The organism is Inquilinus sp. CA228, assembly GCF_052078665.1.
Classification (GTDB): Bacteria; Pseudomonadota; Alphaproteobacteria; order DSM-16000; family Inquilinaceae; genus Inquilinus.
The window spans coordinates 55,615-81,208 of sequence record NZ_JBQJIK010000001.1 but is presented as its reverse complement, the minus strand read 5'-3'; the positions used below and the strand labels follow the sequence as shown (position 1 = coordinate 81,208).

At 69.8% G+C, this 25,594-nt stretch carries 29 protein-coding genes; 13 read left to right on the top strand and 16 right to left on the bottom strand.

What is annotated here, in order from left to right; translation table 11 throughout:
• Positions 1 to 2 precede the first annotated feature (2 nt).
• Positions 3 to 965: a threonine dehydratase gene (locus ACTOWL_RS00400; RefSeq protein ID WP_441319200.1), complete on the top strand. Its 963-nt coding sequence runs from the start codon at positions 3 to 5 to the stop codon at positions 963 to 965.
• 10 nt (positions 966 to 975) lie between these two features.
• Here the strand turns inward: ACTOWL_RS00400 and ACTOWL_RS00395 are convergent, their stop codons facing one another.
• Both ACTOWL_RS00395 and ACTOWL_RS00390 read right to left on the bottom strand, forming a co-directional pair.
• Entirely contained in the window at positions 976 to 1,233 is a 258-nt protein-coding gene (locus tag ACTOWL_RS00395) for a hypothetical protein (RefSeq protein WP_138887070.1), read from the bottom strand.
• A gap of 35 nt (positions 1,234 to 1,268) precedes the next feature.
• Positions 1,269 to 1,514 carry a hypothetical protein gene (locus tag ACTOWL_RS00390; protein WP_441319199.1) on the bottom strand — a complete coding sequence of 82 codons (246 nt, stop codon included), beginning with the start codon at positions 1,512 to 1,514 and terminating at the stop codon, positions 1,269 to 1,271.
• A 341-nt stretch (positions 1,515 to 1,855) separates the two neighbouring features.
• On the opposite strand from ACTOWL_RS00390, the gene ACTOWL_RS00385 reads away from it, so the two are divergent.
• The 4 genes from ACTOWL_RS00385 to ACTOWL_RS00370 are packed head-to-tail and all read left to right on the top strand — an operon-like array spanning position 1,856 to position 3,511.
• On the top strand, positions 1,856 to 2,101 hold the full coding sequence (locus ACTOWL_RS00385) for a hypothetical protein (protein ID WP_441319198.1): 246 nt from the start codon (positions 1,856 to 1,858) through the stop codon (positions 2,099 to 2,101).
• A 20-nt stretch (positions 2,102 to 2,121) separates the two neighbouring features.
• Positions 2,122 to 2,421 (top strand): YkgJ family cysteine cluster protein, encoded by a 300-nt coding sequence (locus ACTOWL_RS00380; RefSeq protein WP_441319197.1) that lies wholly within the window; start codon positions 2,122 to 2,124, stop codon positions 2,419 to 2,421.
• A complete protein-coding gene (locus ACTOWL_RS00375; RefSeq protein ID WP_441319196.1) occupies positions 2,418 to 2,867 on the top strand; it encodes a hypothetical protein in 450 nt (149 codons plus the stop codon). The genes ACTOWL_RS00380 and ACTOWL_RS00375 overlap by 4 nt, the downstream gene beginning before the upstream one ends.
• Positions 2,868 to 2,917: 50 nt before the next feature.
• Complete coding sequence (locus ACTOWL_RS00370) at positions 2,918 to 3,511, top strand: exopolysaccharide biosynthesis protein (protein ID WP_441319195.1); 594 nt, start codon at positions 2,918 to 2,920, stop codon at positions 3,509 to 3,511.
• A 26-nt stretch (positions 3,512 to 3,537) separates the two neighbouring features.
• On the opposite strand, the gene ACTOWL_RS00365 is transcribed toward ACTOWL_RS00370, so the two are convergent.
• The 3 genes from ACTOWL_RS00365 to ACTOWL_RS00355 are packed head-to-tail and all read right to left on the bottom strand — an operon-like array spanning position 3,538 to position 5,328.
• A complete protein-coding gene (locus ACTOWL_RS00365; protein ID WP_441319194.1) occupies positions 3,538 to 3,723 on the bottom strand; it encodes a hypothetical protein in 186 nt (61 codons plus the stop codon).
• 2 nt (positions 3,724 to 3,725) lie between these two features.
• Positions 3,726 to 4,556 (bottom strand): ABC transporter permease, encoded by an 831-nt coding sequence (locus ACTOWL_RS00360; protein ID WP_441319193.1) that lies wholly within the window; start codon positions 4,554 to 4,556, stop codon positions 3,726 to 3,728.
• Positions 4,557 to 4,566: 10 nt separating this feature from the next.
• Positions 4,567 to 5,328, bottom strand: a complete 762-nt coding sequence (locus tag ACTOWL_RS00355; RefSeq protein ID WP_441319192.1) for an ABC transporter ATP-binding protein — start codon at positions 5,326 to 5,328, stop codon at positions 4,567 to 4,569.
• 9 nt (positions 5,329 to 5,337) lie between these two features.
• Here ACTOWL_RS00355 and ACTOWL_RS00350 point away from each other — a divergent pair, with 9 nt between their 5' ends.
• Together ACTOWL_RS00350 and ACTOWL_RS00345 are read left to right on the top strand one after the other, a co-directional pair.
• Positions 5,338 to 6,717, top strand: coding sequence for an ActS/PrrB/RegB family redox-sensitive histidine kinase (locus ACTOWL_RS00350; protein WP_441319191.1), 1,380 nt, complete (start codon positions 5,338 to 5,340; stop codon positions 6,715 to 6,717).
• On the top strand, positions 6,714 to 7,301 hold the full coding sequence (locus ACTOWL_RS00345; protein WP_441319190.1) for an ActR/PrrA/RegA family redox response regulator transcription factor: 588 nt from the start codon (positions 6,714 to 6,716) through the stop codon (positions 7,299 to 7,301). The genes ACTOWL_RS00350 and ACTOWL_RS00345 overlap by 4 nt, the downstream gene beginning before the upstream one ends.
• A 187-nt stretch (positions 7,302 to 7,488) precedes the next feature.
• Here ACTOWL_RS00345 and ACTOWL_RS00340 read toward each other — a convergent pair whose 3' ends face one another.
• Positions 7,489 to 8,712: an aminoglycoside phosphotransferase family protein gene (locus ACTOWL_RS00340; RefSeq protein WP_441319189.1), complete on the bottom strand. Its 1,224-nt coding sequence runs from the start codon at positions 8,710 to 8,712 to the stop codon at positions 7,489 to 7,491.
• Between the two features lie 247 nt (positions 8,713 to 8,959).
• On the opposite strand from ACTOWL_RS00340, the gene ACTOWL_RS00335 reads away from it, so the two are divergent.
• Positions 8,960 to 9,781 carry a polysaccharide deacetylase family protein gene (locus ACTOWL_RS00335; protein ID WP_441319188.1) on the top strand — a complete coding sequence of 274 codons (822 nt, stop codon included), beginning with the start codon at positions 8,960 to 8,962 and terminating at the stop codon, positions 9,779 to 9,781.
• Entirely contained in the window at positions 9,778 to 10,563 is a 786-nt protein-coding gene (locus tag ACTOWL_RS00330) for a polysaccharide deacetylase family protein (RefSeq protein WP_441319187.1), read from the top strand. The genes ACTOWL_RS00335 and ACTOWL_RS00330 overlap by 4 nt, the downstream gene beginning before the upstream one ends.
• Positions 10,564 to 10,600: 37 nt before the next feature.
• Here the strand turns inward: ACTOWL_RS00330 and ACTOWL_RS00325 are convergent, their stop codons facing one another.
• From ACTOWL_RS00325 to ACTOWL_RS00300, 6 genes are all read right to left on the bottom strand, one after another.
• Positions 10,601 to 10,795 carry a hypothetical protein gene (locus tag ACTOWL_RS00325; RefSeq protein ID WP_441319186.1) on the bottom strand — a complete coding sequence of 65 codons (195 nt, stop codon included), beginning with the start codon at positions 10,793 to 10,795 and terminating at the stop codon, positions 10,601 to 10,603.
• Between the two features lie 238 nt (positions 10,796 to 11,033).
• Positions 11,034 to 11,906, bottom strand: a complete 873-nt coding sequence (locus ACTOWL_RS00320; RefSeq protein WP_441319185.1) for an ABC transporter permease — start codon at positions 11,904 to 11,906, stop codon at positions 11,034 to 11,036.
• The gene (locus ACTOWL_RS00315) at positions 11,903 to 12,691 is read right to left on the bottom strand and encodes an ABC transporter permease (RefSeq protein ID WP_441319184.1); all 789 of its coding nucleotides are present in this window, start codon (positions 12,689 to 12,691) and stop codon (positions 11,903 to 11,905) included. Before ACTOWL_RS00315 ends, ACTOWL_RS00320 begins: the two co-directional genes overlap by 4 nt.
• A gap of 382 nt (positions 12,692 to 13,073) precedes the next feature.
• On the bottom strand, positions 13,074 to 15,416 hold the full coding sequence (gene clpA / locus ACTOWL_RS00310) for an ATP-dependent Clp protease ATP-binding subunit ClpA (protein WP_441319183.1): 2,343 nt from the start codon (positions 15,414 to 15,416) through the stop codon (positions 13,074 to 13,076).
• Between the two features lie 39 nt (positions 15,417 to 15,455).
• A complete protein-coding gene (gene clpS / locus ACTOWL_RS00305) occupies positions 15,456 to 15,794 on the bottom strand; it encodes an ATP-dependent Clp protease adapter ClpS (RefSeq protein ID WP_186002603.1) in 339 nt (112 codons plus the stop codon).
• A 160-nt stretch (positions 15,795 to 15,954) separates the two neighbouring features.
• On the bottom strand, positions 15,955 to 16,488 hold the full coding sequence (locus ACTOWL_RS00300) for a phasin family protein (RefSeq protein WP_441319182.1): 534 nt from the start codon (positions 16,486 to 16,488) through the stop codon (positions 15,955 to 15,957).
• A 339-nt stretch (positions 16,489 to 16,827) separates the two neighbouring features.
• Here ACTOWL_RS00300 and ACTOWL_RS00295 point away from each other — a divergent pair, with 339 nt between their 5' ends.
• Positions 16,828 to 17,937: a D-alanyl-D-alanine carboxypeptidase family protein gene (locus ACTOWL_RS00295; protein ID WP_441319181.1), complete on the top strand. Its 1,110-nt coding sequence runs from the start codon at positions 16,828 to 16,830 to the stop codon at positions 17,935 to 17,937.
• An 82-nt stretch (positions 17,938 to 18,019) separates the two neighbouring features.
• On the opposite strand, the gene pheT is transcribed toward ACTOWL_RS00295, so the two are convergent.
• The 4 genes from pheT to rpmI form a co-directional block, all read right to left on the bottom strand.
• A complete protein-coding gene (pheT, locus tag ACTOWL_RS00290) occupies positions 18,020 to 20,422 on the bottom strand; it encodes a phenylalanine--tRNA ligase subunit beta (RefSeq protein WP_441319180.1) in 2,403 nt (800 codons plus the stop codon).
• Between the two features lie 41 nt (positions 20,423 to 20,463).
• Positions 20,464 to 21,540 (bottom strand): phenylalanine--tRNA ligase subunit alpha, encoded by a 1,077-nt coding sequence (gene pheS / locus ACTOWL_RS00285; RefSeq protein ID WP_441319179.1) that lies wholly within the window; start codon positions 21,538 to 21,540, stop codon positions 20,464 to 20,466.
• Between the two features lie 117 nt (positions 21,541 to 21,657).
• Positions 21,658 to 22,023 (bottom strand): 50S ribosomal protein L20, encoded by a 366-nt coding sequence (gene rplT, locus ACTOWL_RS00280; RefSeq protein ID WP_309797710.1) that lies wholly within the window; start codon positions 22,021 to 22,023, stop codon positions 21,658 to 21,660.
• Between the two features lie 18 nt (positions 22,024 to 22,041).
• The gene (gene rpmI / locus ACTOWL_RS00275) at positions 22,042 to 22,242 is read right to left on the bottom strand and encodes a 50S ribosomal protein L35 (protein WP_342241424.1); all 201 of its coding nucleotides are present in this window, start codon (positions 22,240 to 22,242) and stop codon (positions 22,042 to 22,044) included.
• A 199-nt stretch (positions 22,243 to 22,441) separates the two neighbouring features.
• Here rpmI and ACTOWL_RS00270 point away from each other — a divergent pair, with 199 nt between their 5' ends.
• From ACTOWL_RS00270 to ACTOWL_RS00260, 3 genes are read left to right on the top strand one after another with little or no spacing between them, the layout of a single operon-like run.
• Positions 22,442 to 23,632, top strand: coding sequence for an aspartate aminotransferase family protein (locus ACTOWL_RS00270; RefSeq protein WP_441319178.1), 1,191 nt, complete (start codon positions 22,442 to 22,444; stop codon positions 23,630 to 23,632).
• A complete protein-coding gene (argF, locus tag ACTOWL_RS00265; protein WP_441319177.1) occupies positions 23,625 to 24,551 on the top strand; it encodes an ornithine carbamoyltransferase in 927 nt (308 codons plus the stop codon). Before ACTOWL_RS00270 ends, argF begins: the two co-directional genes overlap by 8 nt.
• 2 nt (positions 24,552 to 24,553) lie before the next feature.
• Positions 24,554 to 25,444 carry an Hsp33 family molecular chaperone HslO gene (locus ACTOWL_RS00260; RefSeq protein WP_441319176.1) on the top strand — a complete coding sequence of 297 codons (891 nt, stop codon included), beginning with the start codon at positions 24,554 to 24,556 and terminating at the stop codon, positions 25,442 to 25,444.
• Positions 25,445 to 25,594 lie beyond the last annotated feature (150 nt).

Genomic DNA, 25,594 nt, shown 5'->3' with positions numbered 1-25,594 from the left:
CCATGTTCGACCTGACCGCCCTCGAGGATGCCGCCCGGCTGGTGCACGCGACCATGCCGCCGACGCCGCAATTCGCCTGGCCGCAGCTGGCCGCGCGCACCGGCTGCGAGGTCTGGGTCAAGCACGAGAACCACACCCCGATCGGCGCCTACAAGGCGCGCAACGGCCTGGTCTTCATCGATGCGCTGCGCCGCCGCCGGCCGGAGATCCGCGGCATCGTCACGGCGACGCGCGGCAATCACGGCCAGAGCCTGCCCTTCGCCGCGCGCGGCGAAGGGCAGGCTCTGGCCGTCACCGTGGTGGTGCCGCACGGCAATTCGATCGAGAAGAACGCCGCCATGCGCGCCTTCGGGGCGGAGCTGGTGGAGCACGGCCGCGACTTCGACGAGGCCTATGCCCATGCCCGGCACCTGGCCGGGGAGCGCGGGCTGGAGATGGCGCCGGCCTTCCATCCCGACCTGATGCGCGGCGCCGCCACCTATGCGCTGGAGCTGTTCCGGGCGGTGGCCGATCTCGACGCCGTCTATGTGCCGATCGGCATGGGGTCGGGCATCTCCGGCCTGATCCGCACCCGCGACCTCTTGGGCCTGAAGACCCGGATCGTCGGCGTGGTCTCGACCGAGGCGCCGGCAATGGCGCTGTCGCTCGAGGCCGGGCGGGTGGTGACGACCGAGACCGCGCAGACCTTCGCCGACGGCATGGCCTGCCGGGTGCCGGACCCGGAGGCCTTCGCCATCATCCGGGCCGGCGCCGAGCGGATTGTGCGGGTGACCGACGGCGAGGTCGCCGTGGCCTTGCGCGCCTATTGGACCGACACCCACAACCTGGCCGAGGGCGCCGGCGCGGCGGCCCTGGCGGCGCTGCTGCAGGAGCGCGGGCGGATGCAGGGCAAGCGCGTCGGCCTGATCCTGACCGGCGGCAACATCGATCTGGCGGTGGCGCGAAGGGTGCTGGCGGAGGGTTAGGGACGCGAGGCTACGGCCGGCGTCGCCGCCCGGCCAGGAGGACCTCCGGCTCGCCATCGCCGGCCAATTCCCGGCAGCGGGTCACCTCGGGCGAGGTCCAGCGCTGCGACCACCGGGCCTGCTCGGCGTGGTCGGAGGGCATGTCCCAGGCGCTGGCCGTGGCCCGCGCCTCCATCTCGCTCCCGGCCCGGACGATCAGCACCGACCGGGTCTCGCCGCGCCAGCTCTCGTCGTTCCAGTCGCGCGGATACAGCTTGTAGAACGCCATCGGTCGCTTCCGGCTCGGCAATCCCTTGCTGTCCGTCAACGGCGTTCCTTCGGCGCCGGGCCGCGATGGGCGGCAGCCGCCTCCTCGAGCTCACGGGCCGCCTGCAGCGAGATCGCATGCATGGTCATGTTGCCGCGTCGGGCATAGCGCTCGGCATCCTGGCGCGCCTCGCGGGCCTGGCGCTCCGCCGCCTTCGCGGTTCCCGGATCCTTGCCATACGCCGGGAGGCGGATTTCACCTGCCGTCATGTCGAGATATCCTTGTTGTTTGCCCGTCAGCATGGCCCTCTCGCTCCAACTTGGCCAGATAATATTTCGAAATGACCAGCCATGGTCCCACAGGTTGCAAATTTCCAGGGCGTGGCGAAAAATCAAATCACGACAACCACTAACGGTGTCTTGAGATATACCTGAAGACACCGGATCAGACGATTTTTGCAGACACGCTTCTGGATTCGTTCTAGGCTATATTATCTCAGGATTTATTGAGGGCCCGATGCGCAGAGTGCCCGTGGCGACGGGATGCACCTGCGGTCACACACGCCCCGCCGGTCCATGACCGCGACGCGATGGACGGGCCGTTCCCTTACACCGCGCTCTCCGCCGGGCGCAGAAATGCAGGAATGACCAACATCCGATATGCCGTGGGCAGCACCGTCTACATCTGGCGGCGGCCCAGCCCCAGCTCCGCGATCGCCGGCGCCTATAAGGTGGTGGCGCATTACCCGAGCGAATCCTCCGGCCGGCTCTACCGGGTCCGCGCCGTCGTCGGGATGGAGGAGCGCATGGTGCCTGAGGCCGATCTCTCCGAGGTGCCGCGCAGCGCCGACGCCGTGGAGCGCACCCCGCGCAAGCAGCGCAGCGCCTGACCGGGGCTGAGATGGGCGAGATGTCCCGCGCCGAGGCCGCGGCGCTCGACTGCCAGGCCTGCGGCGCCTGCTGCGCCTTCTCCCGCGACTGGCCGCGGTTCTGGACCGAGAGCGACGCGGAGATCGAGCGCGTTCCCAGCCGCTATCGGGACGATGCGCGGATGCGCTGCGACGGCGACCGCTGCTCCGCCCTGGAAGGCGAGATCGGCCGGTCCACCCGCTGCGTGGTCTATGCCGACCGGCCGGTGGTCTGCCGCGACTGCGTGCCGGGCGACGATGCCTGCCGGATCGCGCGGGCCGCACGGGGGCTGGCGGCGTGAGCGCCCCGGCCGATCCGGCAGCACTGCCCCGCCTGGCCCCGGCGACCTCCGATCAGAGGGCACTGCGGCGCGCCGCGGAGGCCGGCGACGCGGCGGCGCAATACAATCTCGGCGTGATCAGCGACAGCCGCCTCGACGACAACGGCTACACCATCCCCGGCGACCGGGCCGAGGCGCTGCGCTGGCTGCTGCTGGCCGCCGGCAACGGCCTGCCGCGCGCCCAGCTGCGGCTGGCCGAGCTCTACGCCGACAGCCCACCGCTGTCGGGCGACCAGGTCCGGGCCGGCGCCTGGTTCCTGGTGGCCGCGGCGCGGGCGACCGGCGCCGAGCGCGCCGCGGCCCAGGCCGGTTACCGCACCCTGGCCGCCCGGCTCAGCCCCGGCCGCCGGACCAAGGCCTGCGGCCTGGCGAACCGCCTGGCGGCGACGCTGGGATCCCGCCCCTGACGCCAGGATTGACTCCCGGCGAGAGAGCCTTCGGGTATCCTGCCGGCGAAATGACGACCCGGATTCCGACCTCCGCCCTGCTCGACGGCCTGCTGCGCAACGCCGATGCCGAGCGCGTGACCTTGCGCTGGCTGGTCGACAGGCTGGGCGACCGCTCCTTCGGCCTGGTGATGCTGCTGCTGGCGCTGCTCGGGGCGATGCCGGGCGCGTCCGCCATCGTCGCCCCGCTGCTGGCCATCCTGGCGGTGCAGATGATGCTGGGCCATGCCGGCCCGGCCTTCCCCCGCCGCGTCGCCGAGCGCAGCGTGCGGACCGAGGGGCTGGCGCGCACCCTCGGCCGCGCCGTGCCGGTGCTGCGCGCCATCGAGGGCTTCATCCATCCGCGCTGGCCGATGCCGTTCGCGGTGACCAAGCGGGTGGTCGGCCCGGTGGTGCTGCTGCTCGGCCTGCTGCTGCTGGCGCCGATCCCCTTGAGCAACGTCCCGCCGGCCTTGGCGATCGCCCTACTCGCCATCGCCTATCTGGAGGAGGACGGCATCCTGCTCTGCATCGCCCTCTCTGCCTCGGCCCTGCTGCTCGCCATCGCCGCCGGCGCCGTCTGGCAGACGATGGGCGAGCTGGGCTGGGTGCGGGGGTTCTTCTGAGGTATCGAGGAATCCGGCGACCAATCTCACGATGCTGGGTCAGTCAGCTTTCGCCGGATTTCAGCCCTCCATGCCATTGCTTCGGCTTCGACGTCCTCGGCGGATACCAGATCACCGGCAGCGGCGGCATCGAGGCCGATTTGCACCTCGCGACGAAACCGAGCGTCCTGCTCGGCGGCATCTCGCCTTTGCCGAATGAAGTCGCGCGACATGCCTACTCCCCCTGCTGCAGCAGCGAGCCGCGGTTGCGGGCGGTATGGAAGCCCCTGAGGAAGGCGGCGCTGCCGAGGCCGAGCCAGATCACGTTCAGGCCGACCGCGGCGAAGAAATGGCCGGTGTCGAAGTCCTGGCCGTGCAAGAGGCCGCGCATGCCCTCGAACACATGGGCCGGCGGCAGCGCCAGGGCCACGCCCTGCAGCCAGCCGGGCAGCACCGAGACCGGGTAGTAGATCGCGCTGATCGGCGAGATGGCGAAGACAATCGCCCAGGCCAGCCCCTCCGCCCCCATGCCGTAGCGCAGGATCAGCGCCAGCACCACCAGCGCCACGGCCCAGCCGGTGACGATCAGGTTGACGAAGAAGGCCAGCAGCGGCAGGCCGAGCGAGAAGATGTTCCAATGGTACAGCAGGATCGCCAGCACGGCCGCCGGCACCACCCCGACCAGGGTGCGGATCAGGCTCATCGCCATCAGCGACGCCACCCATTCCCAGGGCCGCAACGGGCTGACGAAGAGGTGGCCGAGATTGCGGCTCCACATCTCCTCGAGGAAGGAGATCGACATGCCGAGCTGGGCCCGGAACAGCAGGTCCCACAGCAGCACCGCCGAGATCAGCACGCCGGCCGCCTGGGCCTGCCAGTTCATCGCCGGCGCCAGGCTTTCGGTGATCAGGCCCCAGACCACCATCTGCACCGTCGGCCAGTACATCAGCTCGACCAGCCGCGGCATCGAGCCGCGCAGGATGTAGAGGTGGCGCAGCATCACCGCCAGGATGCGGCCCGAGGACGAGCCGCGCAGGGCGGTCGGCGAGGCGAGGGTCCCGCTCATGGCGCCGGCCTCATTGCGCCGCTTGCCCCAGCGCGCCGCGGCTGCGGGCGATGTCGAGGAACACCTCCTCCAGGTCGGTGCGGCCGTAGTTGGCGATCAGCTGGTCCGGCGAGCCCTGGTCGACGATCTTGCCGGCCTTCAGCATCAGCACCTGGTCGCTCAGCCGCTCGACCTCGTCCATGTTGTGGCTGGCCAGCAGAATGGTGGCGCCGCGCTCGGCCCGATAGCGCTCCAGCATGCCGCGCACCCAGTCGCCGGTGTCGGGGTCGAGCGAGGCGGTCGGCTCGTCGAGCAGCAGCAGCTCCGGCGCGTTGACCAGCGCCTTGGCCAGCGCCACCCGGGTCTTCTGGCCGGCCGACAATTTACCGGACGGCCGGTCGAGGAATCCGGTCAGGTCCAGCAGCTCGGCCAGCTCGGCGATGCGGCTGCGGCGGTCGCGCACGCCGTACAGCCGGGCATAGACCGCCAGGTTCTCGCGCACCGTCAGCCGGTGCGGCAGATCGACATAGGGACTCGAGAAGTTCATCCGGGGCAGGACGGCAAAGCGGTCCCGCGCCATGTCATGGCCGAGCACGGTGATGCGGCCGTCCGACGGCAGCAGCAGGCCGAGCAGCATCGAGATCGTGGTGGTCTTGCCGGCCCCGTTGCCGCCCAGCAGCGCGACGGTGGACCCGCGCGGCACCACGAAGGAAATGCCGTCGACCGCGGGCGCGGCGCCGGGATGGAAGCGCTTGGACAGGCGCTCCGCTATGATGACGCCGTCGGAGAGCATGGAGCGAGAATGGACGGACAGGTCGAAAATGACCAGGGGGCCGGGATGGATCCGGCGGCGGAGGCCGGGCGCGACCCCGCGCTGCGGCCGCTGGCCGAGGCGCCCGAGGTGAGTCCGGGCCGGCGGATGCGGGCGCGGATCAGCCAGATCACCCTGATCAAGATCCGCTGGGTCGCCGTCGCCGGCCAGGCCGCCACCCTCCTGTTCGTGCATTACTGGCTGGACTACGGCCTGCCGCTGTGGCCGGCGCTGGCGATCGTCGCCATCTCGGTGGCGCTGAACGTCGCCGCCTTCGTCCAGGGTAAGTGGCGGCTGCGCCTGGTGGAGCGGGACGCGGCGCTGTATCTCGGCTACGACATGTGCCAGTTGGTGGCGCTGCTGTTCCTCACCGGCGGCTTGCTGAACCCCTTCGTGGTGCTGATGCTGGCGCCGCTGACGGTGTCGGCCACGCTGCTCAGCTACCGCAGCACGATGACGCTGACCGGCCTGGCCATCGCCGGCGTCGTGCTGCTGGCCTTCTGGCACTATCCGCTGCCGGGCGGCATGCCCTCCAGCGGGTCGCCCTACCATCTCGGCGTCGGGCTGGCGATGGGCATCTCGATCATCTTCGTCTCGCATTATGTCTGGCAGGTCGCGGCCGACGCCCGGCAGGTGTCGGATGCCCTGGCCGCCACCCAGATGGCGCTGGAGCGCGAGCAGCGGATCTCGCTCTTGGGCGGCCTGGCCGCGGCGGCGGCGCATCAGCTGGGCACGCCGCTCGGCACCATCACCCTGATCGCGCGGGAGATGCGGCGCGACGTGCCGGCCGACCACCCGATGGCCGAGGACATCGCCCTGCTGGAGCAGGAGGTCGGCCGCTGCCGCGACATTCTGACCGAGCTGGCGCGGCGGCCGGAGCCGGATGACGGCGACCCGTTCCGGCTGATGACCCTGCCGGCGCTGGCCGGGGCGGCGGCCGAAAGCTACCTGCATGCCGAGAATCGCCGCCTGTTCATCACCGCCGCCGACGGCCCGCCGGGCCAGGCGCTGCTGCTGCGGCGGACGCCGGAATTGATCCATGGTTTGGGCAATTTGATCCAGAACGCGCTGCAATTCGCGCGAAACCGGGTCGAGATCGGCGCCGAATATGGACCGAAGACCGTGGTGCTGAAGATCATCGACGACGGCCCGGGCTTCCCGCTGGCGCTGCTCGGCCGGCTGGGCGAGCCCTATGTCTCTGGCCGCGGCGAGGACAGCGACCATATGGGTCTCGGCATCTTCATCGCGGCCACGCTGCTCGAGCACAGCGGGGCCCAATTATCCTTCTCAAATGGCCTGCAAGGGGGCGCGGTCATTGCAGTTGCGTGGCCGCGACACAAATTTGAGAGGAAAGAAAGGACCTGGGTATGACCATCTCTCCTGCCATCCTGACCCCCGAACAGCCGGCGCCGCTGCCGGCGCGCGACGCCGCCAAGAGTCTCCTGATCGTCGACGACGACGTCGCCTTCCGCACCCGCCTGGCCCGCGCCATGGAGAAACGGGGCTTCGAGGTGGTGACCGCCGACGGCCTCGCCACCGGCATCGACCTGGCCCGCCGCGTCGCCCCCGCCTTCGCCGTGCTGGACCTGCGGCTGGGCGACGGCAACGGCCTGGACATCGTGCCGGTGCTGCATGAGGCGCGGCCGGACAGCCGGGTGATCATGCTGACCGGCTACGGCAACATCGCCACGGCGGTGGCCGCGGTGAAGGCCGGCGCGGTCGACTATCTGGCCAAGCCGACCGATGCCGACCAGATCGAGGCGGCGCTGCTGAACCCGGACGAGAAGCTGCCGCCGCCGCCGGAGAACCCGATGTCGGCCGACCGGGTGCGGTGGGAGCACATCCAGCGCGTGTTCGAGCAGTGCGACCGCAACGTGTCGGAGACGGCGCGCCGGCTGAAGATGCACCGCCGCACCCTGCAGCGCATCCTGAACAAGCACGCCCCGCGCGGCTGACCGGCGCCGGGCGGTTGGTACCAGGCCCCGGAGCCTCTTCCACAATGAATTTGTGATCTCTCCCTTCCCCTTGCGGGAGGGGGAGAGTGGAAGACGATGATCCGCGCAAACAGCAGAGTTCCGGAAGGGTCTCGCAAGCGGGAGAGGCTACGCACTCCTGCGCCCGCCGCCTCCCTCGCCGATCGATCTACCCGCGCAGGATCGCCGCGGTCCGGCCCAGCCAGTCGGCGGGGTCGGTGCGGTGGTAGACCCGCTCCGCCGGCTCGATGCCGTCGAGGAAGCGGCGGTAGATCACCGCCTGCCGGGCGGCGGCGATCGGGGCGAGCAGTGCCGCGGCCCGGTCGGGATCGGCGCCCGGCGCCGCGTCGCGCCAGCGTTCGTGCCAATGGGTTCGGACCGGCCCGACCGCGTCGCCCGGGATCCGGGTCAGGAAGGCCGGCTGGTCGAGCAGCGGATGGCCGACGCCGCTGTCGCCCCAGTCGAGCAGGGTGATCGCCGTGCCCTCGCCGCGGCAATTGCCGGGGTGGAAGTCGCCATGCACCAGCGTGTCGTCGAGGCCGCAGGCGGCGATATCGGCGAAGCGGCACGGCAGGCTGCGCAGGAAGCCGGCCAGGACCGCCCGGTCGGCCGCCGCGAGCTCATCCGCCGTCCGCTCCACCACCGCGGCGATCGCCGCTTCCAGCGCCGGCGCGCGCCAGTCCGGCAGGCCGAACGCCAGCAGCTCCTCCGCCCGCCCCTGCCAGGCGCGCTGCAGGCCGACCAGCAGCGCCACCATGGCGCGCAGCTGCGCCGGCCCGGCCTCGTACAGGTCCTCGCCCGGGATCTCGGCCAGCAGCACGCGGCCGCCCTCCTGCCCGAGCAGCCGCGGCACCGGCCCGCCGGCCAGGCGCGCCAGCAGGCGCCCCTCATGCGCGAAGAAGGGCGGCACCGCCTTCAGCCAGGCCACCTGCCCCTCGACCGGAATGCGCCAGATGCTGGACAGGTTCCAGCTGCGGACCTGCACCGGCGCGCCCGCGGGCCGCAGGCCGTGCCGGTCCAGCACCCGCCGGGCCCAGGCCAGGTCCGCGGCCGGGCCGCCGGGCCGGGCATAGGGAAGGCGCAGCGGTTGCTCGTCGAGCGTGCCGGCCCAGGGTTCGGCCGGCACGGGCTGTGCATCCTCGGCGAGGCCCGCGGCCTCGGCCAGATAGGTCACCCCGCCGCAATGCGGCCGGTCGCGCTCGGTCTCCAGCAGCCGCAGGATGGTGGCCTCGATGCCGAAGCGGTCGCGGACCGCCCGGACCACCGGCCCGGCCTCCTGCCACCACGGCGTCGCCGCGGCGACCGGCGGCAGGATGCCGAGGACGCGGCCGTCCGGCGTCACCAGGACCAGCCGGGCCATCCGCTGCGGGATCTCGGAAAGGTCTGAAGGCATCGGTCGTTCCGGCACAGCCTGTGGCGAACCCGATCACGGCCGGGCCAGCGGCCGAACATACACGGCTCGGTCCGACATTCGATCGATCAGCCTCTCTCCTTGCCACAGACTCCGCCGGCCGGCTGTTCCGCCGGGAACACCGCCGATCCGGCGCTCCGGATTGCATTTTGTCCCGGTATAATGTTGATCCTGGTCCCGCCGGCATGCCAATCTCGTCCCACACTGGAAGCAGAATCGGAGACGAGTGATGGCAGCGCCAACGCGCTGGCCGGGCGGCGCCCGGACCGCGCTGTGCGTCACGGTCCATGTCGACGGCCCGTCGGAGGAGGCCGGGCGCGGCCTCAACGCGCTCGGCATCCACAGCCGCGGCCGCTACGCCATCCGGCGCGGCGTGCGGCGCTATCTCGACATGTTCGACCGGCTGGGCATCCCCGCCACCTTCTTCGTCTGCGGCCAGGACGTCGAGACCTGGCCCGAGCTGTACCGCGACATCCACCGCGCCGGCCACGAGCTGGCGGCGCATGGCTACCAGCACGAGGGCTGGGACCTGGGCGACGCCGAGCCGGCCCTGCTGGAGAAGACCCACCGCATCATCGCCGACACGGTCGGCGAGGCCCCGGTCGGCTGGTGCTCGCCCTCCGGCCGCAAGAGCCGCCTGACCCTGCCGACGCTGCGCCGCCTGGGCTATCGCTACGACGCCAGCGAGAAGGACGACGACCTGCCCTATCTGCTGCCGGCCGAGGCCGGGCAGCCGGATTTCGCCATCCTGCCGAACAACATCGTCTCGCTGGACGACCACCCGATGTACGCCATCGGCCGGGCGCTGGCGTCGGAGGTGCTGGAGAACTGGATCCAGGAGCTGGCGGCGATCGAGGCCGGCGACGGCTATGTCCAGCTGATCATCCATCCGGAGGCCAATGGCGGCTCCGGATTGCCGGCCCGCGCCGCGGCGGTCGAGGCGTTCCTGCGCCACGCCCTGGCCCGGCCGGGCGTCGCGGCCCTGCGCATGAAGTCGCTGGCCGAGCACTGCCTGGCCGATCCCGACGCCTGGAGGAACCCGCGCCCATGAACACCCTGGTCACGGTCAATGTCCACGGCGTCGGCCCGGAGGCCGCGACGGCGCCGGAGGAGGAGCTGTTCGGCCGCCTTGGCCTCGGCCGCTACACCTACCGCATCGGCCTGGCCCGGGTGCTGGAGTCGCTTCACCGGTCGGAGATCAAGGCCACCTTCTTCTGGCCGGCGTTCGAGGCCGAGCGCTGCCGCGCCCTGCTGGAACGCTGCCTGGCCGACGGCCACGAGGTGGCCTCGAACGGCCTGGCCTTCGAGGACCATATCGGCCTGGGCGACCGCGAGAACGCGGTGCTGGAGCAGGCGCATGCCCGCCTGACCGCGCTGTGCGGCACGGCGCCGATCGGCTTCCGCGCCCCCACCGGGACGCTGTCGACCCGCACCCTCCCGATCCTGCGGCGCCTCGGCTACCGCTATGACAGCAGCTTCATCGACGACGACGCGCCCTATCCGCTGGATGGGGACGGCGGTGACGGGATGGTCGAGCTGCCGGTCAGCCAGGGCCTGACCGACGCCACCCATTTCGGCCAGCGCCTGACCCAGTCGCGGGCCGAGGCCTTCATGATCGAGGCGTGGGACGCGCTGCTCGCCACCGACGGCTACGCCTGCATGACCCTGCATCCGCGCGCCGATCTCGGCGTCGGCCGGGCGGCGCGGATCACGATGATCGAGCGGCTGTTCGAGCGGGCGCGGCAACGCGGCAGCGAGTTCCGGCTGTGCCGCGAGGTGGCGGCGACAGCCGGCCGGCGATCCGCATCAGGCGCGGCATCCGGCGCCGCCTGATTTCGCTGCAATGCGAAATGTCGGATGTAATGCCGCCTTAATGCCGGGCGGTATGGTCCCGCAGCACGTCGGCGATAAAGGTGTTGGCCAGGTCGGATGACGCTTCGGGGTGACGTCTGCGGAACGCCTCGAGCGCGGCGTCGCAGGCCGTCCATTCATCGGCGCCGGCGGCGCGGCGCGCCTCATAGGCGGTGATCACAATGTCGCTGGTGGAAGGTATGGCCTGGCCCACTGAACCTCTCCCTTGCGCAAGACCGACGCCGAACTGGCGATCCGGCGGGTGAAGCTGTCAACATTGCACTGCACAAAAAGTTCCCTGTCCAGTTGAATCTTCAACGGAAAACCGCGCAGAGCCTTGTTGAAATCGATTCAATTTTGAGCAAAGCCCAGTCGTCAGACAATTCACGACAATATCCGTAACGACTGGGGCCAGATCAGGACAAGATCGTGTCCGGCCTGTGCCTACCCGGCTATGGTTTGAGACGCCAGCCGCGGGCGATCAGCAGGGCGGCGCAGGCCCACAGCGCCGCGCCGGTCACGGCCAGCACCGCGAGGCTGCGGCCGACCGGCTCGGCGCCTGAGCCGCCGAAGGCGATGCGGGCGGCGTCGATCGCGTAATAGACCGGGTTCAGCGCCACCACGACGGCGAGCGGCTCGGGCAGCAGCGCGACCGGCGCGAAGACGCCGGACAGGAATGTCACCGGGATCAGCAGGAAGCCGAAGAAGGCGGCGGCCTGGTCCCATTTCTCCGCCCACAGCCCGACCAGCGTGCCGGCGGCCGCCAGCAGGAAGGCGCCGAGCAGCAGCACCAGGGCCAGCAGCGCCGGGTCGGCGACGCCGGTGCCGGCGGCCAGCAGCAGCGCGGCCAGGCAGGGCAGGCCGGTGACGAGGCCCGAGGCGGTGCCGGCCAGGGCATAGCCGGCCGCCACCTCCCAGGGCGCCAGGGGCGGCATCAGGATGTCGCCGACCAGCCGTTCGACCTTGAGGAAGGTGAGGCTGTAGACCGTGGCCTCGGCCGCCCGCAGGATCACGACATAGACGGCGAGCCCGGGCGCCAGGAACGGCAGCAACCCGCCGGGTCCGGCCCAGGCGGGCGCTCCGGCCGCGTCCCCCGTCGCCTCGCCCGAGGCGACGGCGAACACCGCGACATAGAGCAGGGTGGAGAAGGTCGGGGCGACCATCGTCTCCGGCCAGTCCTTCAGATAGGCCCGGAACTCGCGCCGGAACAGCGTGGCCAGGCCCAGCCAGTGCACCGCGCCGAAGCGCCGGACCGGGCGAGCCGCCCCCGCAGGCCGAGCCGGCCCCGCGGAGCGCGCCGCCCCCGCCGGAAGCTGCACCGTCATGCCTTCAGCTTGTAGCCGGTGGCGAGCATGCGCAGCAGCAGCGCCAGCAGCGCGGCGTTGACGCCGAGCAGGACCAGGATTCCGATCGCCAGGGTGCCGTCGCTGACGCCGATGAAGCCGTAGCGGAAGCCGTCGATCATGTAGAAGAACGGGTTGAGATGGGCCACGAAGTGCCAGGCCGGCGGCAGCCGGTCGAGCGAGTAGAAGGTGCCGGACAGGAAGGCCAGCGGCGTGACCACAAAGTTGGTCACGGCGGCGATGTGGTCGAACTTCTCCGACCAGATGCCGCCGATGGCGCCGAGCAGCGCCAGCATCATCGACGCGGCAAGGCCGTGGAACAGCACGAAGCCCGGATGGACCGGGTCGATCGGCACGAAGATCCGGATCGCGGCCCAGGTCACCGTCCCGACCAGGATGCCGCGGACGACGCCGCCGGCGATGTAGCCGGCCGCCAGCTCGGCCGGGGCCAAGGGCGGCATCAGCACATCGACGATGTTGCCCTGGATCTTGGCGATCATCAGCGAGGAGGAGGTGTTGGCAAAGGCGTTCTGCGCCATCGCCATCATGATCAGCCCCGGCGCCAGGAACTGCAGGAACGGCACCCCCGCGGCCTGCCGGTCCGCCCCGCCGAGGGCCAGGGCGAAGATGGCGTAGAACAGCAGCGTGGTGACGACCGGGGCGGCGATGGTCTGGGTCGCGACCTTGAGGAAGCGGTGGACCTCCTTGGCGGTCAGGGTCCACAGGCCGATCCAGTTGACACGGCCGATCGGGCGGGGCTGCGGCATGTTCGTTCTTGTGGCGGCGGGCGCGCGACCATAGCCCGCCCCGCCGCGGCCGGCAAACGACCGATGGGGAGCAGAAGCGCGTCGCCTTTCCCGCCTGTCGGAGCGGTAATCCGCTGTTCCACCACGGAAAACACGATCGCAGTAGTATTACCGGCCGTCTTTGTTCATGATACGTTCTATGGACATGGTGCAATCCGACTCCGACGAGGTCCGGCCGACCGATCCCGACATGAACTGGACGGGCTGGGCGCTGCACACGCTGCGCCAGGCGGTCGAGCTCGACATGGCAAGCGGGAGAGGCAAGGCGAAAGAGCGGCGCCTGTCCCCCAAGCAAAAAGGGCGCCCCAATCGGGACGCCCCTTTGTCAGAGCCAAGCCGCCAATCAGGCCAGCTCGGGTTCCTTGGTCGCGTCGTCGGAGGAGACCGGGGCGGTCGGGTTCTCGATGTACTCGAACGCCAGAGTCTCGCCGTCCGCCGCCACGTCGACCCGGACCTGGCCGCCCTTGACCAGCTTGCCGAACAGGAGCTCGTTGGCCAGCGGCTTCTTGATGTGCTCCTGGATCACCCGGGCCATCGGCCGGGCGCCGTAGAGCTCGTCATAGCCGCGCTTGACCAGCCAATGCCGGGCCGCCGAGGACAACTCGATGGTGACATGCCGGTCGGCCAGCTGGATCTCGAGCTGGATCACGAACTTGTCGACCACCTGGGCCACGATCTCCGGCGTCAGATGGCCGAAGGCGATGGTGGCGTCCAGCCGGTTGCGGAACTCCGGCGTGAACATCCGGTTGATCGCCTCCGTGCCCGCATCGTCCTTGCGGCTGGCGCCGAAGCCGATCGACTGCTTGGTCAGCTCGGTGGCGCCGGCATTGGTGGTCATGATCAGGATGACGTTGCGGAAATCGACCGACTTGCCGTTGTGGTCGGTCAGCTTCCCGTGATCCATGATCTGCAGCAGGATGTTGAAGACGTCCGGATGCGCCTTCTCGATCTCGTCCAGCAGCAGCACGCAGTGCGGGTGCTGGTCGACCGAATCGGTCATCAGCCCGCCCTGGTCGAAGCCGACATAGCCCGGCGGGGCGCCGATCAACCGGCTGATCGAGTGCCGCTCCATATATTCCGACATGTCGAAGCGCACCAGCTCGATGCCGAGCAGCTTCGACAGCTGCCGCGCCACCTCGGTCTTGCCGACGCCGGTCGGGCCGGAGAACAGGTAGTTGCCGATCGGCTTCTCCGGCTCCCGCAGCCCGGCGCGAGCCAGCTTGATCGCCGCCGACAGGGCGTCGATCGCCGGGTCCTGGCCGAACACCAGGGTCTTCAGGTCGCGGTCCAGGGTCTGCAGCAGCGTCTTGTCGTCGCGGCTGACGCTCTTCGGCGGGATCCGGGCGATCTTCGCCACCACCGCCTCGACGTCGCGCATGCCGATGGTCTTCTTCCGGCGCGACGGCGGCAGCAGCATCTGCGCGGCGCCGGCCTCGTCGATCACGTCGATCGCCTTGTCGGGCAGCTTGCGGTCGTTGATGTAGCGGGCCGACAGTTCCACCGCGGTGCGGATCGCATCCGCGGTGTAGCGCACCTGGTGGTGCTTCTCGTAATAGGTCTTCAGCCCCTGCAGGATCTTGACCGTGTCCTCGACCGACGGCTCGTTGACGTCGATCTTCTGGAACCGGCGCACCAGGGCGCGGTCCTTCTCGAAGTAGTTGCGGTATTCCTTGTAGGTGGTCGAGCCGATGCATTTCATCGCGCCCGAGGCCAGGGCCGGCTTCAAGAGGTTGGAGGCGTCCATCGCCCCGCCGGAGGTGGCGCCGGCACCGATCACGGTGTGGATCTCGTCGATGAACAGCACCGCGCCGGGCAGGTTCTCCAGCTCCGACATCACCGCCTTCAGTCGCTCCTCGAAATCGCCGCGGTAGCGGGTGCCGGCCAGCAGCGCGCCCATGTCGAGGGCGAAGATGGTGGCGTCGGCCAGGACCGGCGGCACCTCGCCGTCGACGATGCGGCGGGCCAGGCCCTCGGCGATCGCGGTCTTGCCGACCCCGGGGTCGCCGACATAGAGCGGGTTGTTCTTCGAGCGGCGGCAGAGGATCTGGATCGTCCGCTCGATCTCGGCCTCGCGGCCGATCAGCGGGTCGATCTTGCCCTTCGACGCCTTCTCGTTGAGGTTGACGCAATAGGTCCTGAGCGCCTCCGAGCCCTTCTTCACGACCTTCTCCGCCTGCGCATCCTCGTCGGCGCCCGAGACCGGACGCGCTGATTCACCCGACCCGGATCCCGTCCGCGCCGCGCCCGAGGCGCCGGCCTTGGCGATGCCGTGGCTGATGTAGTTGACCGCGTCGAAGCGGGACATGTCCTGCTCCTGCAGGAAGTACACCGCATGGCTCTCGCGCTCGGAGAACAGGGCGACCAGCACGTTGGCGCCGGTCACCTCCTCCCGCCCCGAGGACTGGACGTGGATCGCGGCGCGCTGCAGCACGCGCTGGAAGCCGGCGGTCGGCTTCGCGTCCTCGATCCCGTCGATCTTCAGGGTCGCGAGCTCGGTGTCGATATAGCCGACGAGGTCGCGGCGCAGCTTTTCGAGATTGACGCCGCAGGCGCGCATCACTGCGACGGCATCCTGGTCCTCGGACAGCGCCAGCAGCAGGTGCTCGAGCGTGGCGTATTCGTGCCGTCGCTCATTGGCGAAAGCGAGGGCCCTGTGCAGCGTCTGCTCCAGATTCCGCGAGAGCATCGGTCGTCCCCATGCCGGGAGGGCCTGCCAGACCTCTGGTCAGGCCTTCTCAAGAATACATTGTAGAGGATGCTGATTGCGGCGCGCGAAGTCCATCACCTGTGCCACCTTCGTCTCCGCCACCTCGTAGGTGAAAACGCCGCAGACGCCCACACCCCGACGGTGAACATGGAGCATGATGGTGGTGGCTTCCTCGCGGCTCTTCGCGAAAAAGCGTTCCAGGACATGGACGACGAACTCCATCGGCGTGTAATCGTCGTTCAGCATCAGGACCTTGTACATGGACGGCTTCTTCGTCCGCGTCCTGGTCTGAACGACAACCCCCGTGCCGGCGTCGTTGCCGCCTCCTCGATCATCCTTCCGTTCGGTGTCGCTCATGGATATGGGATGCGTGCTGCCGGTTTTGAACCCGACCATGATGATAGTGCCGCCGGGCTCGGAGTTGTAGGCCTGCAATGCGGAAAGCTGAAATGCGAACGGCCCCGGCGACAGATGTCGCCGGGGCCGTGGGGTCGCTGATCCGGGGGAGGAGGTCGGATCAGGCGGCCAGCGGCTTGGACAGGGTCTCGACCGCGACGTTGACGCGGGCGGCGATCGGCGCCACGGCGTCGTTGGTCACCTTCAGGCCCAGCTCCGACAGCTTGCTGCTCTCGGCGACGAAGCCGTCGAAGGCGGTCTTGGTGAAGGCCGACTGCAGGTCGACGACCTCACGCAGGGTCTTGGCGGCGAACAGCGAGCGGGTCGCCTCGGCGGCCTGCTCGGCGGCGCCGTGATGCAAGGCGAACCAGGCGCGGGTCAGCTGCTCGGTGCCCTGGGCGAAGATGGCGGCCGACGCGAACACGGCGTCGACATTGCCCTTGGCGAACGCGACCAGCTCGTCGACGTTCTTGGTCGCGGCCTGGGCGGCCTTCTCGAACTGGTCCTTGGACAGGGCGAGGCCCTGGGCAACATTCTTCTCGACGGCGGCCTGGCTGGCCTTGACGGTGTCTGCCACGGTGTCCCTCACAATGTCGGTGTTGGTGTCGACGGCGACGAGCTTGCTCGCGCCGGCACGGCTCTTGGCGGTGGTCATGACGAACGGCTCCTCATGCTTCGCAACCGACTGTCGTCGCTCGGGCGCCGTCCAGTCATGTTGCACTGCAACATGCCGCATATATGAGCAGATCGATTCGATCTGTCAACGTTTTTTGTGCAGTGCAACATGCCGGACAATTGGAAGCATGCCGCCAAGGGCGTTGCCTCGCGACAGGCGATGCTGGCAGGATGTCTGCAACCGGGCGGACGTCGGGGGCCGGCATTCTTTTTGTCGAGTCCAGCAATTGGTTTATGGACAAAAATCAACGACTTAATTTAGACTTCTGAAATCACGCCTGAACCAAGGTCCGCAAGTGGCGTGGAGCGGGGGGTCGGCATGGTCGGTTTCGTTGCGCGATCGGCGGCAGTTCTGTGCGCCTGCCTTGCCCTGGCGCTTCTGCCCGCCCGGGCGGAGGCGGCGTCGCGCTATGCCGCCTATGTCATCGATGCGCGCACCGGCGAGGTGCTGCACGAGGAGAACGCCAATCAGCGGCTGTATCCGGCGTCGCTGACCAAGCTGATGACGCTGTACCTGACGTTCCGCAGCCTGGACCGGGGCGAGCTGACGCTGGATACGCGGCTGCCGGTGTCGAGCTACGCCGCCTCCCAGTCGCCGACCAAGCTGGGCCTGACGACCGGGTCCCGCATCCGGGTCGAGGACGCGGTCCTGGGCCTGGTGACCCAGTCGGCCAATGACGCATCGGTGGTGCTGGCCGAGACCATCGGCGGCAACGAGACCCGCTTCACGCGGATGATGACGCAGCAGGCGCGGGCGCTGGGCATGAGCCGCACCAACTTCACCTCGACCAACGGCCTGCCGGACCCGGACAACGTCTCGACCGCGCACGACATGGCGGTGCTGGCCCGGGCGCTGATCAACGACTATCCGCAGTACTACCCCTATTTCGCGACCAAGAACTTCCGCTATCGCGGCCGCAATTTCCCGAACCACAACCGGCTGATGCAATCCTATGCCGGCATGGACGGGATGAAGACCGGCTACATCCGGGCCGCGGGCTACAATCTGGTGGCGTCGGCCGTGCGCGGCCGCACCCGGCTGATCGGTGTGATCTTCGGCGGCACCAGCCCGATCGCCCGCAACGCCGGGATGGCGGAGCTGCTGGACGAGGCCTTCGAGTCGCATGAGGGCACCGGCACCTATGTCGCCGAGGCCCCGGCCGCGGCCACGCCACGCGTCGCTTCCCCGGCGTTCCAGCCGCCGCTGCCGGACCGCCGGCCGGACACGTTGGACGAGCCGCTGCTGGCCGCGGCCGAGGGCGAGGGCGACGCCGAGGCTGACGACTCGGCTGGCACCGACGGCATCGGTGCGATGATCGCGATGCACGCCGCGGCCCGGCCCAAGGCGCAGCGCGTGGCCTACGACCCGGTGCCGAGCGCCCTGGCCGACATCCCCCTGCCCAAGCCCCGGCCCCTGCGCCGCCGCTGAGGCTGACCTAGCCACCCACCCCAATGTCATCACCGGGCTTGACCCGGTGATCCAGAGACTGTCAACGGCAGCCGGGCCGCCCCTACCCCCGCAGGGTGCCGCCCTGCTTCTCGACCGCGGCGACGATCTTCTTGCCGACGGCCTCGATCGCCTCGTCGGTCAGGGTGGCCTCGACCGGCTGCAGCGTCACCGCCAGCGCCAGCGACTTGCGGCCTTCCGGCACGCCCGGGCCGCGATAGACGTCGAACAGGGCGACATCGGCGACCAGCGCCTTGTCGGCGCCCTTCGCCGCCTTGAGGATGCGGTCGGCCGGCACCGCCTCGTCGACCACGAAGGCGAAGTCGCGCAGCACCGGCTGGAACGCCGCCAGCTTCAAGAGCGGCTTGGCCGTGCCGGCCTTCTTCTTCGGCTGCGGCACGGCGTCGAGGAAGACCTCGCAGCCGACCATCGGCCCGTCGACCGCCAACCCCGCCAGCACCGCCGGGTGCAGCTCGCCGAAATGGGCCAGCACCGTCGGCCCCAGCCGCAGGCAGCCGGAGCGGCCCGGGTGGTACCAGTCCGGCGCGTCGGTCGAGACCGCGAGGTTGGCGACCGGCGCGCCCGCCGCCTCCAGTGCCGCGATCGCGTCGGCCTTGGCGTCGAACACGTCGGCCGGCCGCGGCGGCTCCGCCCAATGGCGCGGGCCGCTCGATCCGGCGCGGACCGCCGCGGCGACCATGGCCTGGCCGGTCTCGGTGGCGTCGCGATAGGACGGGCCGATCTCGAACAGCGCCGCGTCCGGCAACCCGCGCGCGGCATTGCGACCGGCCGCCCGGATCAGGTTCGGCAGCACCGAGGGCCGCATCGTGTCGAGGTCCGACGCGATCGGGTTGAGCAGCTTCAGCCCGCTGTTCTGGAAGCCGAACCAGCCGGCGTCGCGCCCGTCCATGAAGGACCAGGTCACCGCCTCGTCCAGGCCACGGACGGCGAGGGTCCGGCGCACCAGCTCGCGCGCCTTCTGCGCCGGGGTCAGCGCCGGCTGGGTCAGCGTCGTCAGCTTCGGCAGCGGCACCGCCGGGATGGCGTCGAAGCCGTTGACCCGCAGCACCTCCTCGACCAGGTCGGCCTCGCCATGGACGTCGCCGCGCCAGGACGGCACCGCCGCCTGGATCAGCCCGTCCGGACCGTCCGACACGCCGAAGCCGAGCGCCGACAGGATCGCCGTCTGCCGGTCGCGCGGCACCACCACGCCGCCCAGGCTCTCGACCCGGGCCGGGCGCAGCGTCAGGGTCCGGCGCCAATCCGGCTCGCGCCCGGCGACCACCAGCTGCGAGGCCTCGCCGCCGCACAGCTCCAGGATCATCCGGGTCGCCTGCTCGATGCCGACGACCACCGCCGCCGGGTCGACGCCGCGCTCGAAGCGGTAGCGCGCATCGCTGCTGATGCCGAGCGCCCGGCCGCTCATCGCCGTGCGCAACGGGTCGAACAGCGCCGCCTCGAGGATCACGTCCGTGGTGTGCTCGGAGACGCCGGTCGACGCCCCGCCCATGATGCCGCCGAGGCTGAGCGGGCCGCTGTCGTCCTCGATCACGGTGATGCCGGCGCCGAGCGTGTAGGTCTTGTCGTTCAGCGCCGCCAGCGTCTCGCCGCCCTGCGACAGGCGCAGCCGCAAGCCCCCGCGGACCTTGCCCTGGTCGAAGACGTGCAGCGGCCGGTTGCGGTCGAAGGTGAAGTAGTTGGTGATGTCGACCAGCAGCGAGATCGGCCGCAGCGCGATCGCCTTCAGCCGCGCCTGCAGCCAGGCCGGGCTGGGGCCGTTCTTCACGCCGCGGAATACCCGGGCGGCGAATATCGGGCAGGCCGAGGCGGCGTCGGCCGGGAAGTCGAGGCCGACGGTCAGGTCGGTCCTGAAGCGGCCGGCCACCGGCGTCTCGTCCAGCGGCTTCAGCGTGCCGAGCCCGGCGGCGGCGAGGTCGCGGGCGATGCCGCGGATGCCGGCGCAATCGGCCCGGTCCGGGGTCAGCCCGATCTCGATCACAGGGTCGTCGAGGCCGCGCCAGGCGGCGAAGGCGGCGCCGAGCGGCGCGTCCTCCGGCAGGTCGATGATGCCGTCATGCTCGTCCGACAGGCCGAGCTCGCGCTCCGACACCAGCATGCCGTTCGAGGCCTCGCCGCGGATCATCCCGGCCTTGAGGTCGACCTTGGTGCCGGGGATGTAGGAGCCGGCCGGCGCGAACACGCCCTTCATGCCGGTCCGGGCATTGGGCGCGCCGCACACCACCTGCACTTCGCCGCGGCCGGTGTCGACGATGCAGACCCGCAGCCGGTCGGCGTTCGGGTGCTGCACCGCCGATTTGACATAGGCGATGGTGAAGGGGGTCAAGGCGGCGGCCGGGTCCTCGACGCCGTCGACCTCGAGGCCGAGGCTGGTCAGCGCGTCGGTGATCTCGCCGAGAGACGCCGTGGTGTCGAGATGGTCCTTGAGCCAGGACAGGGTCAGCTTCATGGTCGCGGTCTCGCTGCGGCAGGCGGTCTAGGGGGGCCGGTCTAGCGGGTCAGGCCGGTGGCCAGCGAAGGCACGTCGAGCGGCACGAAGCCGTAGTGCTTCAGCCAGCGCAGATCGGCCTCGAAGAAGGTGCGCAGGTCGGGGATGCCGTATTTCAGCATCGCCGGCCGCTCGATCCCCATGCCGAAGGCGAAGCCCTGATACCGGGTCGAGTCGATGCCGCACGCCTCCAGCACCTTCGGATGGACCATGCCGCAGCCGAGGATCTCGAGCCAGTCGCCGTAATTGCCCAGCTTCAGCTCGCCGCCCTTGCGCGAACAGCCGATATCGACCTCGGCCGACGGCTCGGTGAACGGGAAGAAGCTGGGGCGGAAGCGGAGCGGCAGGTCGGGCACGTCGAAGAAGGCGCGGCAGAACTCGATCAGGCAGCCGCGCAGATGGCCCATATGGATGGCCTCGTCGATCACCAGCCCCTCGATCTGATGGAACATCGGGGTGTGGGTCTGGTCGTAGTCCGAGCGGAAGGTCCGGCCCGGCGCGACGATGCGGATCGGCGGCTGCTGCGACAGCATGGTGCGGATCTGCACCGGCGAGGTGTGGGTGCGCAGCACCGCCGCCTTCCCGTCCGGCCGGTCCGGCAGATAGAAGGTGTCGTGCATCTGCCGCGCCGGATGCTCCGGCGGGATGTTCAGCGCGGTGAAGTTGTGCCAGTCATCCTCGATGTCCGGGCCTTCGGCGACGGTGAAGCCCATCTCGGCGAAGATCGCGATCATCTCGTCGCGGGTCTGGCTGATCGGGTGGATCCGGCCGGTCCGCTCCGGCCGCACCGGTTGGGTGACGTCGACCGTCTCGCACGCCAGCCGGGCGTTCAGCGCCGCCCGCTCCAGCTCGGCCTTGCGGGCGTCGAGCAGGGCGGTGATCTCGTTCTTGGCCACGTTCAGCGCGGCACCGAAGGCCTTGCGCGCCTCGGGGTCGAGGTCACGCAGACCCGCCATCAGGCCGGTCAGGCTGCCCTTCTTGCCCAAGGCCGCGACCCGCACGGCGTCCAGGGCTGCGAGATCCGGGGCCTGGGCCAGCGCCGCGGCCACGTCGCGCTTCAGCGTCTCTACCTGTTCCATCGCCTGGCAATCCTCGATGGCTTTGGCCGGCAACCGGCCATGAAAAAAGGGGCCGAGCCCTCAGGCCCGACCCCCGCTTCCTTTCGCTTTATCCTGTCCCGCCGGGGCGGGAGGGGATCAAGCGGCGTTCTTGAGCGCGGCCTGGGCCTGATCGACCAAGGCCTTAAACGACTCCGGCTCGCGCGTGGCGATGTCGGACATGACCTTCCGGTCGATGTCGATGCCGGCCAGCTTGATGCCGTGCATGAACTTCGAATAGGTCAGGCCGTGCTCGCGCACGCCGGCGTTGATGCGCTGGATCCACAGGCCGCGGAAATCGCGCTTCTTGTTGCGGCGATCGCGGTAGGCGTATTGCAGCGCCTTCTCGACCTTCTCGATCGCGACGCGATAGTTGGTCGAAGCGCGGCCCCGATAGCCCTTGGCGAGCTTGAGGATCTTCTTGTGGCGGGCGTGGCTGGTGACGCCGCGGGAAACTCTTGCCATTGCTCAGCGCTCCTCTGCTCAGCCGTTGACCAGGAGATAGCGCTTCACCTTCGTCGCGTCGGCGTCGCACATGATCTTGGTGCCCTGGTTCCGCTCCTTGGCCGCCTTGGTCTTGGTCAGCAGGCGGTGGCGGCGATAGGCCGAGTTGTAGCGGACCTTGCCGGAGGCGGTCAGCCGGAAGCGCTTCTTGGCGCTGGAATGGGTCTTCATCTTGGGCATTTTCGGTCCTTCCGAAGGAAGACGATGGATGGGTGGTTGGGCATGCCCCGGGGATCGGACCCCGGCCTCGCCACCCGAGCGAAGCGCGCGTTATAACGGCACGGGCGCGCGTTGACAAGCGCCGCATAAGCTGGGCTTAGTCGCCTCCTTCCCGCAACCACGAGACTCTGACCGAGACTCACTCGCAGCGAGCCTGTCCATGATTCCCGCCGTGATGCCGACCTATGCGCGTGCCGACCTCGCCTTCGAGCGGGGCGAAGGGGCGTATCTGTTCGGGACCGACGGGCGACGATACATGGACCTGATCGCCGGGATCGGGGTCTGCGCCCTGGGCCATTCCCATCCCCATCTGGTGCAAACGCTGCAGGACCAGGCGGCCAAGCTGTGGCACACCTCGAACCTGTACCGGATTCCGGGCGGCGAGCGCCTGGCCCAGCGGCTGGTCGACGCCACCTTCGCCGACACGGTGTTCTTCACCAATTCCGGCGCCGAGGCCTGGGAAGGCGCCACCAAGCTGGTGCGCAAGTACCACTACACCCGCGGCAACCCGAAGCGCTGGCGGATCATCACCGTCACCTCCAGCTTCCATGGCCGCACTCTGGCCGCGATCTCCGCCGCCAAGGGCGAGAAGCTGATCAAGGGCTTCGGCCCGCTGGTCGACGGCTTCGACCAGGTCGCCTGGGGCAACATGAACGAGCTGCGCGCGGTGATCACCGACGAGACCGCCGCGATCTGCATCGAGCCGATCATCGGCGAGGGCGGCATCAAGGTGTCCAGCCCGGAATATCTGCGCGAGCTGCGCCGGGTCTGCGACGAGTTCGGCCTGCTGCTGTTCTTCGACGAGATCCAGTGCGGCTACGGCCGCACCGGCAAGTTCTTCGCCCATGAATGGGCGGGGATCACGCCGGATGTGATGTGCATCGCCAAGGGCATCGGCGGCGGCTTCCCGCTCGGCGCCTTCATGGCGACCGAGGAGGCGGCCTGCGGCATGACCCCGGGCACCCATGGCTCGACCTATGCCGGCAACCCGCTGGCCATGGCGGTCGGCAACGCCGTGCTGGACGTGGTGCTGGCCGACGGCTTCATCGCCGGGGTCGAGCGCACCGGCCAGCACTTCAAGGCCGAGCTGGAGGCCCTGGTGAAGCGCCACCCGACGGTGCTGCAGGAGGTGCGCGGCACCGGCCTGATCCTGGGCCTGAAATGCGTGCAGCCGAGCGACGAGATCGTCGTCGATCTGCGCGCCGCCGGCCTGCTGACCGTCGGCGCCGGCGAGAACGTCGTCCGCATCCTGCCGCCGCTGACCATCGGCGCGGCGGAGATCGCCGAGGCCATCGCCATCTTCGACAAGGTGTGCACCGCGCGGGCGGCGAAGGCGGTGGCGAATGGCTGACATCCGGCACTTCACCGACCTGCACCACCTGCCGAAGTCCGATCTGCGCCGGATCATCGACCGGTCGATCGAACTGAAGCAGACCGATCCGCGCGGCGCCGCGTCGAAGCCGCTGGCCGGCCGCACCCTGGCGCTGATCTTCGAGAAGCCGTCGACCCGCACCCGCGTCTCGTTCGAGGTCGGCATGCGCCAGCTCGGCGGCGAGGTGGTGATGCTGACCGGCACCGAGATCCAGCTCGGCCGCGGCGAGACCATCGGCGACACCGCCCGGGTGCTGTCGCGCTATGTCGACATCATCATGCTGCGGACCTCGGACGAGGACCGGCTGCGCGAGATGGCCGAGAACGCCACCGTGCCGGTGATCAACGGGCTGACCGACGAGACCCATCCGTGCCAGCTGATGGCCGACGTGATGACCTTCGAGGAGAAGCGCGGGCCGATCGCCGGGCGCGTCGCCGCCTGGACCGGCGACGGCAACAACGTCGCCCGGTCCTGGATCCGCGCCGCCGGCATGTTCGACTTCGAGCTGCGCCTGGCCTGCCCGGACGAGCTGTCGCCGCCGGCCGACCTGATCCAGTGGGCGCATCGCGAAGGCGCCCGCATCTCGGTCGGCACCGATCCGGAGACCACGGTGCGCGGCGCCGACCTGGTGGTCACCGACACCTGGGTGTCGATGGGCGACAAGGACGCGCCGTCGCGCCACAACCTGCTGCGGCCCTACCAGGTCGATGAGCGGCTGATGGCGCAGGCCAAGCCGGACGCCCTGTTCATGCATTGCCTGCCGGCCCATCGCGGCGAGGAGGTGACGGACGGGGTGATCGACGGCCCGCAATCGGTGGTCTGGGACGAGGCGGAGAACCGCCTGCACGCCCAGAAGGGCATCCTGCTGTGGTGCCTGGGGGCGCTGGAGGCCAAGTGACGATGGCGATGACGACTGGGGGGGACGATCTCGTCCTCCCCTTCCAGATCGAGGCGTCGGGGCTGCGCGGCCGGCTGGTCCGGTTCGGCTCGCTGCTCGACGACATCCTCGCCCGCCACGCCTATCCCGAGCCGGTCGCCCATCTGCTGGCCGAGACGGTGGTGCTGACGGCGCTGCTGGCCAGCGCCCTGAAATACGAGGGCGTGTTCACCCTGCAGGCCAAGGGCGACGGGCCGGTGCGGCTGGTGGTGGCGGACGTCACCGCCGACGGCGCGGTCCGCGCCAATGCCATGTTCGACGAGTCCCGTCTGACCGGCACCGCCACCACGGTGCCGGCGCTGCTGGGCAAGGGCCACCTGGCCTTCACCGTCGACCAGGGCCAGGACACCGAGCGCTACCAGGGCATCGTCGACCTGTCCGGCGAGACGCTTTGGGAATGCGCGCAGCATTACTTCCGCCAGTCCGAGCAGTTGCAGGCCGGGCTGCGCTCTGCCGTCCGGCACGGTGAGACCGGCTGGCGCGGCGGCGGCATCATGCTGCAGCGCCTGCCCGATCCCGACAAGCAGGTGCCGACCGACCGTGAGGACGACTGGCGCCGCGCCATGGTGCTGCTCGGCTCCGCCACCGATGACGAGTTGACGCAGCCGGCGCTGTCCGGCGAGGCGCTGCTGTTCCGCCTCTACAATGAGGACGGCGTCCGGGTCTTCCCGTCCCAGCCGATGCGCTTCTCCTGCCGCTGCTCGCGCGAGCGGGTGGCGTCGATGCTGAAGTCGATGCCGAAGGCGGAGATCGAGAGCCTGGCCGTCGACGGCCGGGTCGAGGTCGCCTGCGAGTTCTGCAACACCCGCTACGATTTCGACCGGGACCAGCTCGCGGCGCTCTACACCGCCTGAGGCCCTGCCCAACTTCGGCCAACGATTCCGGTTAAGGGTCTTCGCGGTGTGGAAGAAGTAGAGCTCAATTTATATTGTCATTGCCGGGCTTGACCCGGCAATCCAGGGGCCACCCAGAGCGGCTTCGAGACCTTCTGGATCGCCGTCCCC

Excerpts from the sequence above, each read along its gene's own strand:
- clpS (WP_186002603.1), bottom strand. The coding sequence starts at position 15,794 with ATGAGCGACACCGAACGGAAGGATGATCGAGGAGGCGGCAACGACGCC.
- ACTOWL_RS00350 (WP_441319191.1), top strand. The coding sequence starts at position 5,338 with ATGGACGGACAGGTCGAAAATGACCAGGGGGCCGGGATGGATCCGGCG.
- ACTOWL_RS00260 (WP_441319176.1), top strand. The coding sequence starts at position 24,554 with ATGGCGATGACGACTGGGGGGGACGATCTCGTCCTCCCCTTCCAGATC.
- rpmI (WP_342241424.1), bottom strand. The coding sequence starts at position 22,242 with ATGCCCAAGATGAAGACCCATTCCAGCGCCAAGAAGCGCTTCCGGCTG.
- ACTOWL_RS00395 (WP_138887070.1), bottom strand. The coding sequence starts at position 1,233 with ATGGCGTTCTACAAGCTGTATCCGCGCGACTGGAACGACGAGAGCTGG.
- ACTOWL_RS00365 (WP_441319194.1), bottom strand. The coding sequence starts at position 3,723 with ATGTCGCGCGACTTCATTCGGCAAAGGCGAGATGCCGCCGAGCAGGAC.
- ACTOWL_RS00360 (WP_441319193.1), bottom strand. The coding sequence starts at position 4,556 with ATGAGCGGGACCCTCGCCTCGCCGACCGCCCTGCGCGGCTCGTCCTCG.
- ACTOWL_RS00330 (WP_441319187.1), top strand. The coding sequence starts at position 9,778 with ATGAACACCCTGGTCACGGTCAATGTCCACGGCGTCGGCCCGGAGGCC.
- ACTOWL_RS00335 (WP_441319188.1), top strand. The coding sequence starts at position 8,960 with ATGGCAGCGCCAACGCGCTGGCCGGGCGGCGCCCGGACCGCGCTGTGC.
- ACTOWL_RS00390 (WP_441319199.1), bottom strand. The coding sequence starts at position 1,514 with ATGCTGACGGGCAAACAACAAGGATATCTCGACATGACGGCAGGTGAA.
- ACTOWL_RS00370 (WP_441319195.1), top strand. The coding sequence starts at position 2,918 with ATGACGACCCGGATTCCGACCTCCGCCCTGCTCGACGGCCTGCTGCGC.
- ACTOWL_RS00385 (WP_441319198.1), top strand. The coding sequence starts at position 1,856 with ATGACCAACATCCGATATGCCGTGGGCAGCACCGTCTACATCTGGCGG.
- pheT (WP_441319180.1), bottom strand. The coding sequence starts at position 20,422 with ATGAAGCTGACCCTGTCCTGGCTCAAGGACCATCTCGACACCACGGCG.
- rplT (WP_309797710.1), bottom strand. The coding sequence starts at position 22,023 with ATGGCAAGAGTTTCCCGCGGCGTCACCAGCCACGCCCGCCACAAGAAG.
- ACTOWL_RS00345 (WP_441319190.1), top strand. The coding sequence starts at position 6,714 with ATGACCATCTCTCCTGCCATCCTGACCCCCGAACAGCCGGCGCCGCTG.
- ACTOWL_RS00320 (WP_441319185.1), bottom strand. The coding sequence starts at position 11,906 with ATGACGGTGCAGCTTCCGGCGGGGGCGGCGCGCTCCGCGGGGCCGGCT.
- ACTOWL_RS00315 (WP_441319184.1), bottom strand. The coding sequence starts at position 12,691 with ATGCCGCAGCCCCGCCCGATCGGCCGTGTCAACTGGATCGGCCTGTGG.
- ACTOWL_RS00300 (WP_441319182.1), bottom strand. The coding sequence starts at position 16,488 with ATGACCACCGCCAAGAGCCGTGCCGGCGCGAGCAAGCTCGTCGCCGTC.
- ACTOWL_RS00295 (WP_441319181.1), top strand. The coding sequence starts at position 16,828 with ATGGTCGGTTTCGTTGCGCGATCGGCGGCAGTTCTGTGCGCCTGCCTT.
- argF (WP_441319177.1), top strand. The coding sequence starts at position 23,625 with ATGGCTGACATCCGGCACTTCACCGACCTGCACCACCTGCCGAAGTCC.
- ACTOWL_RS00380 (WP_441319197.1), top strand. The coding sequence starts at position 2,122 with ATGTCCCGCGCCGAGGCCGCGGCGCTCGACTGCCAGGCCTGCGGCGCC.
- ACTOWL_RS00340 (WP_441319189.1), bottom strand. The coding sequence starts at position 8,712 with ATGCCTTCAGACCTTTCCGAGATCCCGCAGCGGATGGCCCGGCTGGTC.
- ACTOWL_RS00400 (WP_441319200.1), top strand. The coding sequence starts at position 3 with ATGTTCGACCTGACCGCCCTCGAGGATGCCGCCCGGCTGGTGCACGCG.
- ACTOWL_RS00270 (WP_441319178.1), top strand. The coding sequence starts at position 22,442 with ATGATTCCCGCCGTGATGCCGACCTATGCGCGTGCCGACCTCGCCTTC.
- pheS (WP_441319179.1), bottom strand. The coding sequence starts at position 21,540 with ATGGAACAGGTAGAGACGCTGAAGCGCGACGTGGCCGCGGCGCTGGCC.
- ACTOWL_RS00355 (WP_441319192.1), bottom strand. The coding sequence starts at position 5,328 with ATGCTCTCCGACGGCGTCATCATAGCGGAGCGCCTGTCCAAGCGCTTC.
- clpA (WP_441319183.1), bottom strand. The coding sequence starts at position 15,416 with ATGCTCTCGCGGAATCTGGAGCAGACGCTGCACAGGGCCCTCGCTTTC.